Raw genomic sequence first — 14,911 nt, 5'->3', positions numbered from 1 at the left:
CCTGACGCATGCGAGACTTGCCCGATGCCACTGACCATCCATGACCAGCCGCTGCCCTACGTCGCCCGCCTGCCCGAGCGCCCCGCCAGCGCGGTTGAGCTGGTGGTGATCCACTGCACCGAACTGCCGGACCTGGCCACCGCCCGCGAATACGGCGAGAAAGCCCTGTACGACAACGGCAGCGGCAACAGCGGCCATTACTACATCGATCGCGACGGCACGGTGTACCGTTACGTTCCCGGGACCCGCGCGGCGAACCACGTGCGTGGCCACAACCCGAACTCGATCGGCATCGAACTGGTCAACCTCGGTCGTTATCCGCACTGGTGGGATTCGCATCACCAACAGATGACCGAGCCGTACACCGCCGCCCAGATCAGCGCGCTGCGTGCCCTGCTGGCCCAGCTGCGCCATGATTTCCCGAACCTGCGGCAGATCGCCGGCCACGAAGACCTGGATACCGCGATGATGCCGGCCAGCGACGACCCCGCGCTGGAAATCCATCGCAAGCTCGATCCCGGCCCGCTGTTTCCATGGGCCGCGGTGCTGGATGGCAGCGGGCTGGCGCGGATCGGCACGCGCTAGGCGCCACTCTGCGGCCGCTATAATCGCGCCTTCGCCGCCACAACGAGTTCCTCCCCATGTCGCCAAACCACGTCACCGAACTGGTCGAGCTGTTGCAGCTCGAACGGCTGGAGGACAACCTGTTCCGCGGCCAGAGCCGCGACATCGGCACCCGCTTCGTGTTTGGCGGCCAGGTGCTGGGCCAGGCGCTGGCGGCTGCACAGCAAACCGTTGACCCGGAACGCGAGGCCCATTCGCTGCACGCCTACTTCCTACGCGCCGGCGATATCGATGCGCCGATCGTCTACAGCGTGGAGCGTGCCCGCGATGGCGGCACGTTCTCGTCGCGGCGGGTACTGGCGATCCAGCACGGCCAGCCGATCCTGAATGGCTCGATCTCGTTCCAGCTTCCGGAAAACGGCGTCGAACACCAGACCTCGATGCCCGAGGTGCCGGCACCGGAAGACATCGAACCGCTGCACCCGCTGCCGCCGGATGAGCTGGCCCGCTTGCCAGTGAAGCTGCAGCGCTGGCTCGGCATCGACGGCCCATTCGAATTCCGCCAGGTTTGGCCGCGCGATGAGCGCCACCCGGCCAAGCGGCCGCCGATCCAGCACATCTGGTTCAAGCTGACTTCGCCGATCAACGATTCGGCGATCCTGCATCGCGCGCTGCTGGCGTATGCATCGGATTTTCACCTGATCGGCACCGCCACTCTGCCGCACGGCATCTCCTATCTCACCCACAACGTGCAGATGGCCAGCCTCGATCATGCGCTGTGGTTCCATCGCCCGTTCCGCGTCGACGAGTGGCTGCTGTATTCGTTCGACAGCCCCACCGCGCAAGGCGGCCGTGGCCTCGCGCGAGGACAGATCTTCAGCCGCGACGGGCGACTGGTGGCCTCCACTGCGCAGGAAGGATTGATCCGCGTCCGCCAGCCCTGAGCGCACGAACGGCCGGCCCATCCGGATCAGGGCCGGTCAACGAGGTAAACTGCGCGCATGCGCCAGATCTATACCTCGCCCCGCCCGGAAAACATCGATCGCGTGGTCGCCCTGATGGCCGAACACGGCATCGAGGCTTCCGTGGCCAATCGATCGAACTACAACCGCCCTACCTGGCAACGCTTCAGCTACTCGCAGCGGCAGGAAAACCGCGACAGCTGGGCGCAGGTGTGGATCACCAGCGCCGACGACTACACCAGGGCGCGCGCGCTGCTGCGCGAGATCGGCATCGAGCCGGTGATCCGCCACGCCGAGGAACTGGCCGCCGCGCGCAACCCCACGCCGGAGATGCGGCGCGGCCACACCGTGGCCCGCGTGCGCCGCATCGTGCTGATGCTCGTGCTCGCCGCGTTCGCGATGGTGCTGCTGCGCTACCTGCACGTCGTCTAGCGGAAACCTGACGCGCCGATGGTGCCGCGCCCACAGGCAGGCATAGAATCGGGCCATGCGCCGCACCGACCAAGTCCGCCTGTTCCAGACCCTGCCGCACGCGTGCGGCTACTACGCCGAGCGCACGGCGCAGAATCTGGTGCTGGATCCGGCCGCGCCGCATCTCGACCGCCTGTACGGACCCGCGCTGGAGCGCGGCTTCCGGCGCGCCGGCGGCCACCTGTATTTCCCGCATTGCCCGCAGTGCCACGCCTGCACGCCGTGCCGGCTCGACGTGGCGAACTTCCAGCCCGATCGCACCCAGCGGCGCTGCCTGAAACGCAACGCCGACCTCGTCGTCAGCGAATCCATGCCCGGCTACAACCGCGAACGCCACAGCCTGTACGAGCGTTACCTGCAAAGCCGCCACCCCGGCGGCGGCATGGACGATGCCGAAGCCAGCGACTTCCGCCGCTTCCTCACCGCGCCGTGGAGCCCCACGCTGTTCCTGGAATTGCGCCAGGGCGAGCGCCTGCTCGCGGTAGCCGTCACCGATGTCTGCCTCAACGGCATTTCAGCCGTCTACACGTTCTACGACCCCAGCGAAAGCGCACGCAGCCTCGGCACCTACGCGATCCTGCAACAGGTCGAACTGGCCCGCCGCCGCGGCGTGCCGTGGCTGTATCTCGGCTTCTGGATCGACGGTCACCCGAAGATGGATTACAAGCGGCGCTTCAGGCCGTTGCAGGTACGCACGGCCGAGGGCTGGCAATCCATGCCACGGGCATGACACCCGACGGCGGTCATCGCACCCCGGATGACTGTTGCGTCCGGGGATACGGGAACAGCTTCTCCAGCGGAATCGACAAGCCGTCATCGCCGACCACGCGGCAATGCCCGCGATTGAGCTGGCGCGGTTCGCTGACGCCGCAGCTGTGCGCGATGATGCCGACTTCCTTCATCACGTTCGTGGCGTAATGGTAGACGCGCTCGCTCTTGTCCAGCACCACCAGGCCGCGCTGCAGCTTCGGGTTCTGCGTGGTGATGCCGGTGGGACAGGTGTTGCGGTTGCACTGCAGCGACTGGATGCAGCCCAGCGCAAGCATGAAGCCGCGCGCGGAATTGACGAAGTCAGCGCCGAGCGACAGTGCCCACGCCACGTCGTAGGCGGTGATGCACTTGCCCGAGCAGACCACCTTGATGCGCTCGCGCAGGCCCTTGACGATCAGCATGTCGAGCAAGGCCGGCAACGCTTCATGCAAGGGCAGGCCGACGCCTTCCATCAACGTCTGCGGCGCCGCGCCGGTGCCGCCCTCGGAGCCGTCGACGATGATGAAATCCGGTGCGCTCTCGATGCCGCGCTGGTGCACTTCATCGCATAGCTCGCTGATCCATTCCACCCCACCGAGTACCGCCTTGAAGCCGACCGGCTTGCCGGTGAGTTCGCGGATGTGGTTGATGCTGTCCATCAGTTGCGACACGTTGCCGATGTCCAGATGGCGATTCGGGCTCTGCGAATCCTCACCGACCGGGATGCCGCGGATCGCGGCAATCTCCGCAGTGACCTTGGCGCCGGGCAACAGGCCGCCCATGCCCGGCTTGGCGCCCTGCCCCAGCTTGATGCTGACCATCTTCACCTGCTTGTGCGCGCAGATCGCCAGCAACTTGCCGTCGTCGAGCCTGCCGTCGGGGGTGCGCACGCCGTACTTGGCGGTGCCGATCTCGAAGATGATGTCGCAGCCGCCTTCGAGGTGATACGGCGCCAGGCCGCCCTCGCCGGTATCCATCCAGATCCCGGCCTTGGCCGCGCCGCGCGACAGCGCGCGTACCGCCGGCGCCGACAGCGCGCCGAAACTCATCGCCGAGATGTTGAAGAACGGCGCATGGCTGTACGGTTCGCGCGCATACGGGCCGATCGTCACCGGCACTGGCTTGACGTGATCCACGCCGAGGTCCGGGAACGGTGCGTTGACGAAGAACGGCACGCCTTCGCCGCGCAGGTCGCGGCTGGAGCCGAACGCGTTGGTGTTGTCGACGTCCTTGGCGGCGCGGTACACCCAGGTGCGCTGGGCGCGGTTGAACGGCATCTCCTCGCGATCGCTGGAATACAGGTACTGGCGGAAAAACTCGCCCAGATGCAGGAACCAATAGCGGAAATGGCCGATCACCGGGAAGTTGCGCAACACCGCGTTGCCGGTCTGGTTGCGGTCGACCACCCAGGTCACCAGCACCACCATCACCGCCAGTGCCAGCAACAGCAACGCGAACGCCGTGCAGAGTTCCACCACCACGACCAGCCAGTGCGCGAATCCGCTCGATTGCATATCTGCTCTCCTCTCGATCAGCTGCCGTATCGATCAAGCCTAGCGCATCGCCAAGGCTTACAACTCGATGCGTAGACGCCCTGCGGCGCGTACCGCCTTGCCCACCACCGCCTCCAGCGACTCGGCGCGCGCCAGCGTCACCGCCATGCGCCGGCGACCATTGACGGTCGGCTTGCCGAAGATGCGCAGCTGCGTATCCGGCTCGGCCAGCGCGTCGCCGACACCGTGGTAGCGCGGCGCAGTGCTGTTTCCTTCGACCAGCACCGCGCAGGAAGCCGACGGGCCGTGTTGACGGATCACCGGAATCGGCAGGCCCAGGATCGCCCGCGCGTGCAGCGCGAACTCGGAGAGCTCCTGCGAGATCAGCGTGACCAGGCCGGTATCGTGCGGACGCGGACTGACCTCGGAGAAAATCACCGCGTCGCCCTTGACGAAAAACTCCACGCCGAACACGCCCCAGCCGCCGAGCGCGCCGGTCACCGCCGCCGCCTGCCGCTGCGCTTCTGCCAGCGCGACTTCACTCATCGGCTGCGGCTGCCACGACTCGCGGTAGTCGCCACCCTCCTGGCGATGACCGATCGGCGCGCAGAAGCTGACGCCATCGGTATGGCGCACCGTCAGCAGGGTGATCTCGTAATCGAAATCCACGAAGCCTTCGACGATCACCCGGCCCTTGCCGGCACGGCCACCGGACTGCGCGTAGTCCCAGGCGTGCTGCAATTCATCGGCACTGCGCACCACGCTCTGGCCCTTGCCGGATGAACTCATCACCGGCTTGATCACGAACGGGTAGCCGATCACGGCAACCGCCTCGCGATACTGTGCTTCGTCATCGCAGAAACGGTATGGCGAGGTCGGCAGTTTCAGCTCCTCCGCCGCCAGCCGGCGGATGCCTTCGCGGTCCATCGTCAGCCACGCCGCACGGGCGGTCGGAATCACCCGCTGCCCTTCCTTCTCCAGTTCGATCAGGGTGGGCGTGTGGATCGCCTCGATCTCCGGCACCACCAGGTCGGGCTTTTCCAGCGCGATCACCGAGCGCAGCGCGTTGCCGTCGAGCATGTCGATCACATGGCTGCGATGGGCAACCTGCATCGCCGGCGCATTGGCGTAGCGATCCACCGCGATCACCTCCACCGCGTAGCGTTGCAGCTCGATCGCCACCTCCTTGCCCAGTTCGCCGGCACCGAGCAGCAGGACGCGCAGGGCATGATCGGAATGGGGCGTACCAAACGGCTTCATCGGGTTCTCCGGCGCAGGCAAAGCGGCATTGTATGCGGCCGGGAGGCCCATCAGGCCGCCCGATCCGGGTTCCATGCCAGTTTGCACGGCAACGGCTGGCCGGCACTTGCATATGATATCTATTTGATATCTACTTTTCGCATCTCAGGGAGACAACACCATGAACGAACGCAATGGCTTTTCCATCGCCGGCATCCCTTTCATCGGCTTCTGCATCGTGCTGGCCGGCGTCTGTGCGGCACTGATTTTTGGCGCCGATCCGGCGCAACCCGTGCTGCATATATTTCTCGGCACCGCCCTGGGTGTGCTCGAGGTGTTCCTGCTGAAGGGCTTCTTCCAGGTCGCACCGAACGAAGGCCAGGTGCTGCAGCTGTTCGGCAAGTACGCCGGCACCGTACGCGAGGCAGGCCTGCGCTGGACCAATCCCTTCTACACCAAGCAGCGCCTGTCGCTGCGCGTGCGCAACTTCGAGAGCGGCAAGCTGAAGGTCAACGACAGCGACGGCAACCCGATCGAGATCGCCGCTGTCGTGGTATGGCAGGTGGTGGATACCGCCGAGGCCGTGTTCTGCGTGGACGATTACGAGAACTACGTGCATATCCAGAGCGAATCGGCGCTGCGCCAGATGGCACAGAGCTATCCGTACGACTCGCACGACGACGGCAAGCCCTCGCTGCGCAGCCACGGCGACGAGATCAACACACATCTGCGCGACGAGATCCAGACCCGCCTCGGCAAGGCCGGCGTGCAGGTGGTCGAGGCGCGCATCAGCCATCTCGCCTACGCCCAGGAAATCGCCCAGGCGATGCTTCAACGGCAGCAGGCTGGCGCGATCATCGCGGCGCGTACCCGGATCGTCGAAGGCGCCGTCAGCATGGTCGAGATGGCGCTCGACCAGCTCAGCAAGCGTGGCGTGGTACAGCTCGACGAAGAGCGCAAGGCGGCGATGGTCAGCAACCTGCTGGTGGTGCTGTGCGGCGAGCGCGGCACCCAGCCGGTGGTGAACACCGGCACCTTGTACAGCGGTTGAGGAGCACCGCGTGGCCGCCATTCTCATCATCATCGCCATTGCAGTCGCCGCCGGCATCGCGCGACATCGCCGGCAGCACTGAGCGCGCATGGCTTCCGATAAAAAAGCCTACCCGTTGCGCATCAGCGCGGCCGTACTCGATGCGATGCAGCGCTGGTCCGACGACGAGCTGCGCAGCGTCAATGCGCAGATCGAATACGTACTGCGCGAGGCGCTGCGCAAGAACGGCCGATTGAAACCCGAAAAAGCCGCACCGCCGGCCGACGACGACAATCACTGAGAGTAACCAGGGGCACCCGATGACAGCCACATGGGAATACAAGGTCGTGACGCTGAAGCACGGCGGCGGCGGCCTCAAGCTCAGCCTGACGCCCACGGACGATGAAACCATCAGCGCGCTCAACCGCGAGGGTGCGCTTGGCTGGGAACTGGTCAATGCCGTCTGCGTCGGCCCTGCACAACCTACCCTGCTGTACTTCAAGCGGCCGCGTTGAGCGGCGTCATCCCGAGGAAGGAACCGTCATGAAGAGAATCGTCTGCACGACCTGTATCGCACTCGGCCTCGCCGCCGGCATGGCGCACGCCGCCGGCGCCGATTGCCAGGCCACCTCCACCAGGCTGCTCGATCATCTGGACAAGGGCGATTACGCCGGAGCCACCACCGACTTCGACGACCGCATGAAAGCCGGGCTAAGCGCCGACCGGCTGGCCAGGATATGGCCTGCCGTCGCACAACAATTTGGTGTGCGTGGAACACGTGAGTCGCCTCGACTCAGTCAGGCGGATGGCCATGCCTTGGTGATTACTTCGCTGCACTACGGCCAGAACCTGATCGACGCGCAGGTGGCCTGTGATGCCGATGGCAGGATCGGCGGTTTCTACATCAAGCCCCACCGCTGAGCGCCAGCATGACGCAGCCCGATCCGGCCATACGTGGACCGCACCTGAAGCTGGCGCTGTGGCTTGGTCTTGCCGCGATGCTGGCAACGCTGGCGCTGAGCCCCTATCTGGTCGCCTTGATGCCGCTGAAATTCGCTGCATCACCCGTACCGCCATGGCTGCTGCTGCCGGCCCAGGCCCTGCAGGCAGGCGTGCTGTGCTGGCTGCTGGGCTGGCTGGGCCTGTTCCTCGGCGCACGGCACGGACTCGATGCGCCCTGGCTGCGCGCGTGGATTTATCGCCAGCCGCGCGATCCTGCCCGGCGCGCGCGCTGGTGGCTGGCTGCCATGCTCGGCGTGCTGGCCGGGCTGCTGGTGATCGGCATCGACCGGATCCATGCACCATGGCATTCCGCCGGCACCGGCACAGCCTTCGGTTCGGCCTGGCGCGGTGCGCTGGCTTCGTTCTATGGCGGCATCGTCGAAGAGACCGAATGCCGCTTGCTGCTGGTCAGCCTGTTCGTGTGGCTGCTGGCATGGCTCAACCGGCAGCAGGCGCAGGCGTGGATGTTCGTCGTCGCGATCGTGCTGGCCGCACTGCTGTTCGGCGCCGGTCACTTGCCGGCCGCGTTCGCGATCGGCATCGCGCACGCGCCGTTCGCGATCGCCCGCATCGTGCTGCTCAATGCGCTGGTCGGCTTGGTAACCGGCACGCTGTTCTGGAAGTACGGGCTGGAGCACGCGATGCTGGCGCACTTCTGCGCCGACCTGGTATTGCACGTGGCGCTGCCGCTGGCGGCCAGCCTCTGACGCGATATCAAGGTGCGCTGGAGGCAACCGTCTTCAGCTGCGGCAGCTTGAGTTCGTTCCGCGTGCCGTCGTCATCGATCACGAACAGGCGGCCATCGTGTTGTGCCAGTTCGGCGACATCGCCCACCGCACTGGGGCCGAGCCGCTGCAACGGCCGTCCATCGGTGGCGTCGTAGACGATCAGCTGATTGGCCCGATCATCGGCGACCAGCAGCCAGTCGTGGCTGGCGTCATGCCAGCGCATCAATGAACCGGACCCCGGCAACGGGCGAACCAGACCGAAACCATTCAGCACGATCACCAGCAGCCCGGCCAGCATGCCGGAGGCGGCCAGCCATGGATGGGCGCGCAGGATCGTCGCGAAGTTCATGCCGGCATGCTGACGCGACGGCGTGACAGGCGAATGACGGGGCCGGAATCACTCCTCGCGGGTGCGCAGCGACAGGCCCAATGCGATCCAGCCGCTGATGAAGGCCACCCCGCCGAACGGGGTGATGATGCCGGTCCAGCGTGGCGCGCCCAAGGCCAGCGCATACAGGCTGCCGCTGAACAGCACGATGCCGAGTGCGAAAGCCGCCATCGCGAAACGGCCGCTGCGGCCACGACCAAGCCCGATGGCAAGCACCAGCGCCAGTGCATGCCAGGCGTGGTAGTTCACCGCGGTGCGCCACAGATCGCCGGCATGTTCGTCGAGTACGCCACGCAAGGCGTGCGCGCCAAACGCCCCAAGCAACACGGCGCTGGCTCCGGCAGCGCCGGCCAGCAGGCCGACGCGGGTACTGACAGGTTGTCGCAGCATCAGTGAATTCTCCGGCGGCCGAACCCCTGCCGCAGCCGCTGTCGTATGCTTGATCGCTTGAAGATTCCGGATTCTCGCATGAAGCCCCGCCATCCACTGCGCATCGCCCTGCTCTTGCTGCTGCTTGCCACCGGCTTGCTGCTCGGCGGCTGCCAACGCAGCGAGCCGTTGCCGCTGCGGCTGACCAATGTCAGCGGCCACATGCCCGACCTCGATTTCAAGCTCACTGACGATCACGGCAAGGCGGTCAGCGGCGCCGACTATCGCGGCAAGGTGGTGCTGCTGTATTTCGGCTATACCCATTGCCCGGATGTCTGCCCGCTGACCCTGGCGCACCTGCATGTGGTGATGCAGCGGCTGGGGCCACTGGCCGATGGCGCGCGCATTCTGTTCGTCAGCGTCGACCCGACCCGCGACACGCCGGACGTGATGCATGCCTACGTCAATGCCTTCGATCCACGCGCGGTTGGGCTCACCGGCAGCCCGCGCATGGTCGAGGCGCTGGTCAAGCGCTACCGTTCGTCATTCACCCGCGAGCCGGCCAGCACCGACGGCAACTACGAGGTCAGCCACGGTTCGGCCATCTATCTGTTCGACCGTGACGGCCGCGCACGCGCGCTGGCCACACCGGCAGCCTCGCAGGATGACATCGTGCATGACCTGCACCTGCTGCTCAGCACCGGAGCCACGCCATGAGGGCACGCCGCTTGTCGTTCCTGCTCGCCGGCCTGTTGCTGACCGGTGGCGCGCATGCCAGCGCGGCCGAGCACGTCCATGCCAGCCACGCCTGGATCCGCGTGTTGCCAGGCAACCTGCCTGCGGGCGCCTATGTCACGCTATCCAACGATGGCGACATGGCGGCCGCGCTGAGCGGCGCGCACAGTACGACGTACGGCGAGGTGATGCTGCACCGGAGTTCCAGCGAAGGCGGCATGAGCCGCATGGCGATGGTCGACTCGCTGAGCGTTCCGGCCCATGGTTCGGCCGTGCTGGCCCCAGCCGGCTATCACCTGATGCTGATGAAACCGACGCGGCCGGTGCAGCCTGGCGACTCGGTCAGGCTGATCCTCCAGTTCACCGATGGCAGCACCCTGCCTGCCGATTTCCTCGCACGCCCGGCGAATGCCGTGGATGCCGGCGAAGATCGCGCCATGCCGGCCATGGGCATGAAATCGATGGATCACGCCGCGATGCCACAGGCGGGCCACTGACCCACGCTGCCGATCAGTCCGGTGCGATCGCATCGACCGCCGCGTGCGCTGCCGGACGCCGCCGCGGCAGGCTGCGTGGCAGCCGCCCGTTGCGCGACAGCCGCAGCCACTGACGCAGCGCCAGCAACCCACCGATCGACTCGATCAGGGCTGCCGGCACCCAGGTGATCACGCCGCCGATCAGTTGACCGGTCAGCACGTTGAAGGTGAACGCGCGACCGCAGATCTCGAAGATCGGGTACAGATCCGTCTTGGAAAACGTGACGATGGCGCCGGCGAGGATCTGCGGCGTCATGGTGACCGCCGGCGACAACACCCGCAAACCGGCGGTCATCCGTCCTGGCGGATGCGGCCGGTGATCGAGCACCAGCGACCAGTAGGCGAACCCGCTGATCAGCATCGTCCAGTTCATGAAGCGGTAGATCCGCCAGTCCAGCATCGCCAGTGTCTGCAGCGACGGGATCAGCCAGATCAGCACGAACACGACGAACAGCAGCGTGGCCAGCAGCGGGTTCAGGATCACCGCGCTGATCAGGCGCCATGGCCACGATCGCTGCACCGGCCGCAGTACGCGCACGCGCCACGCCAGCGGTAGCCCGGCCCGCAATACCGTGGCCGGGTAGGTGGCAACGATCAGCAAGGGGGTCAGGTGATGCAGCAGCAGTTGCTGGATGCGGTGCATGAAGAACTCATGCTCGGCGTAGTAGTCCAGATAGGTCTGCAGCGACAGGTAGATGATCGCCATGCCGGTCCAGAACGCCAGCTTGCGACCGAAGCTCACCGAGAGCCGGCGACTGCCGCGTGCGTAGAGCACGCAGGTCGACAGGAAGATCGCGAGAAATACCCACGAGAACTCCCACGGCACCAGCCATTTCAACAACGTTGCCATCACGTCAGCGCACCAGCGACCCATCCGGGCCGGAACTTCGGCTCGAAACCCCGCAACGCTCCAGCATAATGCCGCGCACGCCGCCTGCCTTGCGGCAGATTGACGCCGGCATGCTCCGGCCGACCGGCGCCATCACCTGCGCCGGCGGCTGAACCGGCTGCGACGCCAGCCGTAGAGGAGCCCGATCAGCACCACCAGCACCGGCACCAGCACGATATTGATGAATTTCACGCGCAGGCCGAGTGCATCGATCTCCGCGTTGAGCTGATGCTGCACTTCGCGCAGCTCCTGGTTGATCGCGAGCTGGCGTTGACGGAACTGCTCGATCTCCTGCCGCTGCTCGGCGGAGACCGCGCTGCCATGGCTGCCCTTGGACGGCTGCAGCTCATCCAGCCGGCGCCGGGTCTCGGCCAGCTCCTGCTCCAGCTCATGTTCCTTCTGCAGGAATTTCTGGTCGGCCACGTTGCGCAGCGCATCCACCCGCGTGAATGGACGCTGCGAAGTGGAACGGCCGCGGATCGACAGCAGTGCCGAGGAACCGTTGAGGTTGTCCACCAGGTTGGTGAGAAAGTCGCCATTGTTGGCGAAGGCCTGCATCATCGTCTGGCCGAGCATGGTCTGCGGCTCCACCCACAGCCGGTCGCTGAGCAGGTCGGTATCGGCGACCAGGATCACCTCGGCATTCGGCGCGGACTGGGCCAGGTGCCCCGCCTCGCCGGCGCGCTCGGGAAACGCGCTGTTGAAGGTGCCGCGCAGGCGCGCCGCCAGCACGTAGTGCACATTGTCCGGCTGGTAACCCTGCAACAGCGAGCCCGGGTCATTGCTTGCGTCCAGCACGCGTTGGGTGGGCACCACCTCTGCCTCGGCGGTACTCTGCAGCAGCGGTATCAGCCGCGTATGCGCGTCCGCGGCAAGGTCGAAATAACCGGCACTGGAGACATTGATGCGCTGCAGGCTGGCGGTGATGGCATCGTTGCGGTTGAGCTCCTGCGCGCCAAGATCGAGCATCGCCGGATGGTTGAGGCTGCTGCCGGCCAGTTCGATCTGCAGTGCGCGGGAACGATCGAGTACCACCTTGCGCGGGTCGTACAGCACACCCCACGCGGCGAACAGGTGCGGAAGATCCGAGCTGTGATCGGGAAACGTCGGACTTTCGGCGGCGTACGGCGTGGCGTCGAGCTCCGCATCCGGATCGACGAATACCGCCAGATGACCGCCACGCAGCACATACTGGTCGATCGCATACTGCGCATCGAGCGTCAACTGCTTGGGATGGATCAGCAGCAGCACCTTGATGCCGTCGTCGACATGTTTCAGCGTGGCCGCATCGAGCATCCTCATGTCGAACAACTGATCGAGCTGCTTTATCGCCGTCCACACGGGCTGGCCTAGCGCCGGATTGCCTGCGACCGGCAACGCACTGACCACACCGATCGGCGGCTTGCTGGCCTGGTTCAGCTCGTACAGCAGCTTGGCGATGTCGTATTCGAGAAACGTCTCGCGCGCCGGATCGAAGAACGGAATCGCCAGCGTCTTCTCCACCGTCTCGCCATCGGTACTGGCGACCGTGGCGCTGCCGGCCAGTCCGAAGAACACCCGCTCGCCGTTGCTGCCGCCATTGGCGGCGGTCAGGCCGCCGCCTTCGGCGCTGGCCTCGTCGTCGGAATACGGCACCGGATCGATCACCTGCAGCCGGATGCGGCCATGCGAGCGCGCCACCATCTCCTGCAGCATCTCGTTCACCCGTTGCTCGTAGCTGCGCAGCTGCGGCAGGTCGCGGGTGGCGTGCTCGGAGAAATACAGGGTCAGCCGCAGCGGCCGCTGCAGCGTGTCGACGATCTGCAGCGTGCCCGGCGTCAGCGTGTACAGCTTGTCGGTGGTGAGATCGATCCGCGACGCGTGCAGCCAGCGGCTGCTGACCACGATCAACGGCACGAACACCAGCACCAGCAGCATCAGCCCCGCATACAGCGCGCCGCGCCGGGTCAGTTGCAGCGGAACGGAAAACACAGGTGGCAGGCGCAGGCGGGGCATGCGTCAACGCGTCCGTTTCAGGTCGAGCAGCAGCACGCCGGCGAGCAGCCAGCCGATCGTGCTGAGCAGGAAGTACAGCAGGTCGCGCACATCGAGCACGCCGCGCGCGATCGCCTCGAAATGCCGCAGCATGGACAGATGCGCCACGCCATTGACCAGCTTGCGCGGCAGGGTGCCCTGGAAGAAATCCAGCACCTGCGGTTGCCCGGCCAGGATCAGCAACACGCAGACCAGCGCGGTCAGGATGAAGGCCACCACCTGGCTGCGGGTCAGCGCCGACAGGCAGGCACCGATCGCGATGAAGGTGCCGGCCATCAGCCAGCTGCCGAGATAGCCGGCCAGGATCACGCCGTTGTCCGGCGAGCCCAGATAGTTGACGGTGATCCAGATCGGAAACGTCAGCACCAGCGCCAGCCCGATGAACAGCCACGCCGCCAGAAACTTGCCCAGCATCGCCTGCCACAGCGTGATCGGCAGGGTCAGCAGCAGCTCCAGCGTACCCCCCCTGGTCTCCTCCGCCCACATGCGCATGGTCAACGCCGGCACCAGGATCAGGTACAGCCAGGGATGCATCACGAAAAACGGCTGCAGGTCGGCCTGTCCCCGCTCGTAGAAGTCGCCGGCGTAGAACGTGAGGATGCCGGCCAGCACCAGAAAGATCACCAGGAATACATAGGCCACCGGCGTCACGAAATAGCTGCGCAACTCGCGTCGCATCACCGCGCCCAGCTGACTCATGCCCGGCCTCCTGCCGCCACGCCGGCATGGCGGCCAGCATCGGTTGTTATCTGCCGGAACACCTCGTCCAGCCGGCCACGCTCGAGCTGGATCTCCGAGACTTCCAGCCCCTGCTCGCGCAGCAGCTGTTCGACGGCGTCAAGGATGCGCTCGCCAGGCTTCGGGAACACCGTGATGCGGCCATCCAGCGGATCCACCTCGATCGCCGCCACCTGCGGCAAGCGACCCAGCATCTCCTGCGACATGCCGCTGCCTGGCGCACTGAACGACACCGCGCCGTGGTAGCGCGAACGCTGCTCCAGTTCGGCCGGGGTGGCATCCGCCATCAGCTTGCCGCGGGCGATGATCACCACGCGGTTGCACAGCGCATGCACCTCTTCCAGCAGATGGGTGGAGATCAGGATCGTGCGCTCGCGCGCCATCACGTCGATCAGCTGGCGCACCGCGTGTTTCTGGTTCGGATCCAGACCGTCGGTGGGCTCGTCCAGCATCAGCACCGGCGGATCGTGCAGGATCGCCTGGGCCAGTCCGACGCGCCGGCGCAAGCCTTTTGACAAGGTGTCGATGCATAGGCCCAGCACCTCCTCCAGCTGCAGCCGGTGCACCACTTCGTCGAAACGACGGAAACCGACATCCGGCCTGAAGCCGCGCATGCGAACGATGAACTGCAGGAACTCGCGCACCGTCAGCTCGCCGTAGCTCGGTGCGCCTTCGGGCAGATAACCCAGCGCGCGTTTTGCCTGCAAAGGTTCACGCACCACATCGTGCCCGCAGACCCGCGCCGTGCCCGAGGTAGGCACCAGGAACCCGGCGATCATGCGCATCGCGGTGGATTTCCCCGCGCCGTTGGGTCCCAGCAGGCCCAGCACCTGACCCGGTTCGACGCGGATGCTCAGTGCATCCACCGCGGTCAGGTTGCCATAGCATCGGGTGAGCTGGTCGGTTTCGATCATGTCCGGTGTGAGACTGTGCTTGAACGCACCAACGATTGCCGGCAACCGTGGCTGTTTACGACGTGGAGT

The 14,911-nt window shown here is 65.9% G+C and carries 19 protein-coding genes; 11 read left to right on the top strand and 8 right to left on the bottom strand.

The features are described from left to right. Positions 1–24: 24 nt before the first annotated feature. Genes B0E46_RS14845 through B0E46_RS14830 form a run of 4 tightly spaced genes read left to right on the top strand, consistent with a single transcriptional unit; the run spans position 25 to position 2,727 of the window. The gene (locus tag B0E46_RS14845) at positions 25–585 is read left to right on the top strand and encodes an N-acetylmuramoyl-L-alanine amidase (RefSeq protein ID WP_077556547.1); all 561 of its coding nucleotides are present in this window, start codon (positions 25–27) and stop codon (positions 583–585) included. A gap of 56 nt (positions 586–641) precedes the next feature. Further along, positions 642–1,508: an acyl-CoA thioesterase II gene (locus B0E46_RS14840; RefSeq protein ID WP_077556546.1), complete on the top strand. Its 867-nt coding sequence runs from the start codon at positions 642–644 to the stop codon at positions 1,506–1,508. 57 nt (positions 1,509–1,565) lie between these two features. Further along, a complete protein-coding gene (locus B0E46_RS14835) occupies positions 1,566–1,958 on the top strand; it encodes a hypothetical protein (RefSeq protein ID WP_077556545.1) in 393 nt (130 codons plus the stop codon). Positions 1,959–2,013: 55 nt separating this feature from the next. After that, complete coding sequence (locus B0E46_RS14830) at positions 2,014–2,727, top strand: arginyltransferase (protein ID WP_077556544.1); 714 nt, start codon at positions 2,014–2,016, stop codon at positions 2,725–2,727. A gap of 13 nt (positions 2,728–2,740) precedes the next feature. Here the strand turns inward: B0E46_RS14830 and B0E46_RS14825 are convergent, their stop codons facing one another. Together B0E46_RS14825 and purT are read right to left on the bottom strand one after the other, a co-directional pair. Continuing rightward, positions 2,741–4,261: an FMN-binding glutamate synthase family protein gene (locus B0E46_RS14825; RefSeq protein WP_077556543.1), complete on the bottom strand. Its 1,521-nt coding sequence runs from the start codon at positions 4,259–4,261 to the stop codon at positions 2,741–2,743. A 57-nt stretch (positions 4,262–4,318) separates the two neighbouring features. Next, complete coding sequence (gene purT / locus B0E46_RS14820) at positions 4,319–5,500, bottom strand: formate-dependent phosphoribosylglycinamide formyltransferase (protein ID WP_077556916.1); 1,182 nt, start codon at positions 5,498–5,500, stop codon at positions 4,319–4,321. Between the two features lie 160 nt (positions 5,501–5,660). On the opposite strand from purT, the gene B0E46_RS14815 reads away from it, so the two are divergent. The 5 genes from B0E46_RS14815 to B0E46_RS14795 all read left to right on the top strand — a co-directional run bounded on the left by B0E46_RS14815 (position 5,661) and on the right by B0E46_RS14795 (position 8,218). Further along, positions 5,661–6,530 carry an SPFH domain-containing protein gene (locus B0E46_RS14815; RefSeq protein ID WP_077556542.1) on the top strand — a complete coding sequence of 290 codons (870 nt, stop codon included), beginning with the start codon at positions 5,661–5,663 and terminating at the stop codon, positions 6,528–6,530. 88 nt (positions 6,531–6,618) lie between these two features. Continuing rightward, positions 6,619–6,810 carry an Arc family DNA binding domain-containing protein gene (locus tag B0E46_RS14810; RefSeq protein WP_077556541.1) on the top strand — a complete coding sequence of 64 codons (192 nt, stop codon included), beginning with the start codon at positions 6,619–6,621 and terminating at the stop codon, positions 6,808–6,810. Between the two features lie 19 nt (positions 6,811–6,829). After that, the gene (locus B0E46_RS14805; RefSeq protein ID WP_077556540.1) at positions 6,830–7,024 is read left to right on the top strand and encodes a DUF4177 domain-containing protein; all 195 of its coding nucleotides are present in this window, start codon (positions 6,830–6,832) and stop codon (positions 7,022–7,024) included. A 28-nt stretch (positions 7,025–7,052) separates the two neighbouring features. Further along, positions 7,053–7,430, top strand: coding sequence for a DUF3887 domain-containing protein (locus tag B0E46_RS14800; protein ID WP_168171224.1), 378 nt, complete (start codon positions 7,053–7,055; stop codon positions 7,428–7,430). Positions 7,431–7,438: 8 nt separating this feature from the next. Further along, on the top strand, positions 7,439–8,218 hold the full coding sequence (locus tag B0E46_RS14795) for a CPBP family glutamic-type intramembrane protease (RefSeq protein ID WP_077556538.1): 780 nt from the start codon (positions 7,439–7,441) through the stop codon (positions 8,216–8,218). 7 nt (positions 8,219–8,225) lie between these two features. On the opposite strand, the gene B0E46_RS14790 is transcribed toward B0E46_RS14795, so the two are convergent. Both B0E46_RS14790 and B0E46_RS14785 read right to left on the bottom strand, forming a co-directional pair. Next, positions 8,226–8,588, bottom strand: coding sequence for a hypothetical protein (locus tag B0E46_RS14790; protein WP_077556537.1), 363 nt, complete (start codon positions 8,586–8,588; stop codon positions 8,226–8,228). 48 nt (positions 8,589–8,636) lie between these two features. After that, the gene (locus tag B0E46_RS14785) at positions 8,637–9,014 is read right to left on the bottom strand and encodes a DUF423 domain-containing protein (protein ID WP_077556915.1); all 378 of its coding nucleotides are present in this window, start codon (positions 9,012–9,014) and stop codon (positions 8,637–8,639) included. An 81-nt stretch (positions 9,015–9,095) separates the two neighbouring features. On the opposite strand from B0E46_RS14785, the gene B0E46_RS14780 reads away from it, so the two are divergent. Further along, a complete protein-coding gene (locus tag B0E46_RS14780) occupies positions 9,096–9,713 on the top strand; it encodes an SCO family protein (protein ID WP_077556536.1) in 618 nt (205 codons plus the stop codon). Beyond that, complete coding sequence (locus tag B0E46_RS14775) at positions 9,710–10,228, top strand: copper chaperone PCu(A)C (protein ID WP_077556535.1); 519 nt, start codon at positions 9,710–9,712, stop codon at positions 10,226–10,228. Before B0E46_RS14780 ends, B0E46_RS14775 begins: the two co-directional genes overlap by 4 nt. Before the next feature lie 13 nt (positions 10,229–10,241). Here the strand turns inward: B0E46_RS14775 and B0E46_RS14770 are convergent, their stop codons facing one another. The 4 genes from B0E46_RS14770 to B0E46_RS14755 form a co-directional block, all read right to left on the bottom strand. After that, positions 10,242–11,120, bottom strand: a complete 879-nt coding sequence (locus B0E46_RS14770) for a cytochrome c oxidase assembly protein (protein ID WP_077556914.1) — start codon at positions 11,118–11,120, stop codon at positions 10,242–10,244. Positions 11,121–11,249: 129 nt separating this feature from the next. Further along, positions 11,250–13,151, bottom strand: a complete 1,902-nt coding sequence (locus B0E46_RS14765; protein ID WP_077556534.1) for a Gldg family protein — start codon at positions 13,149–13,151, stop codon at positions 11,250–11,252. A 3-nt stretch (positions 13,152–13,154) separates the two neighbouring features. Then, positions 13,155–13,889 carry an ABC transporter permease subunit gene (locus tag B0E46_RS14760; RefSeq protein WP_077556533.1) on the bottom strand — a complete coding sequence of 245 codons (735 nt, stop codon included), beginning with the start codon at positions 13,887–13,889 and terminating at the stop codon, positions 13,155–13,157. After that, a complete protein-coding gene (locus B0E46_RS14755; RefSeq protein ID WP_077556913.1) occupies positions 13,886–14,842 on the bottom strand; it encodes an ABC transporter ATP-binding protein in 957 nt (318 codons plus the stop codon). Before B0E46_RS14755 ends, B0E46_RS14760 begins: the two co-directional genes overlap by 4 nt. Positions 14,843–14,911 lie beyond the last annotated feature (69 nt).

Origin of the sequence: Rhodanobacter sp. B04 (assembly GCF_002001125.1) — a bacterium.
In the GTDB taxonomy this organism is placed as follows: Bacteria; Pseudomonadota; Gammaproteobacteria; order Xanthomonadales; family Rhodanobacteraceae; genus Rhodanobacter.
Note: the sequence above shows the minus strand (reverse complement) of the source record. Positions and strands in the feature narration are given on the sequence as shown.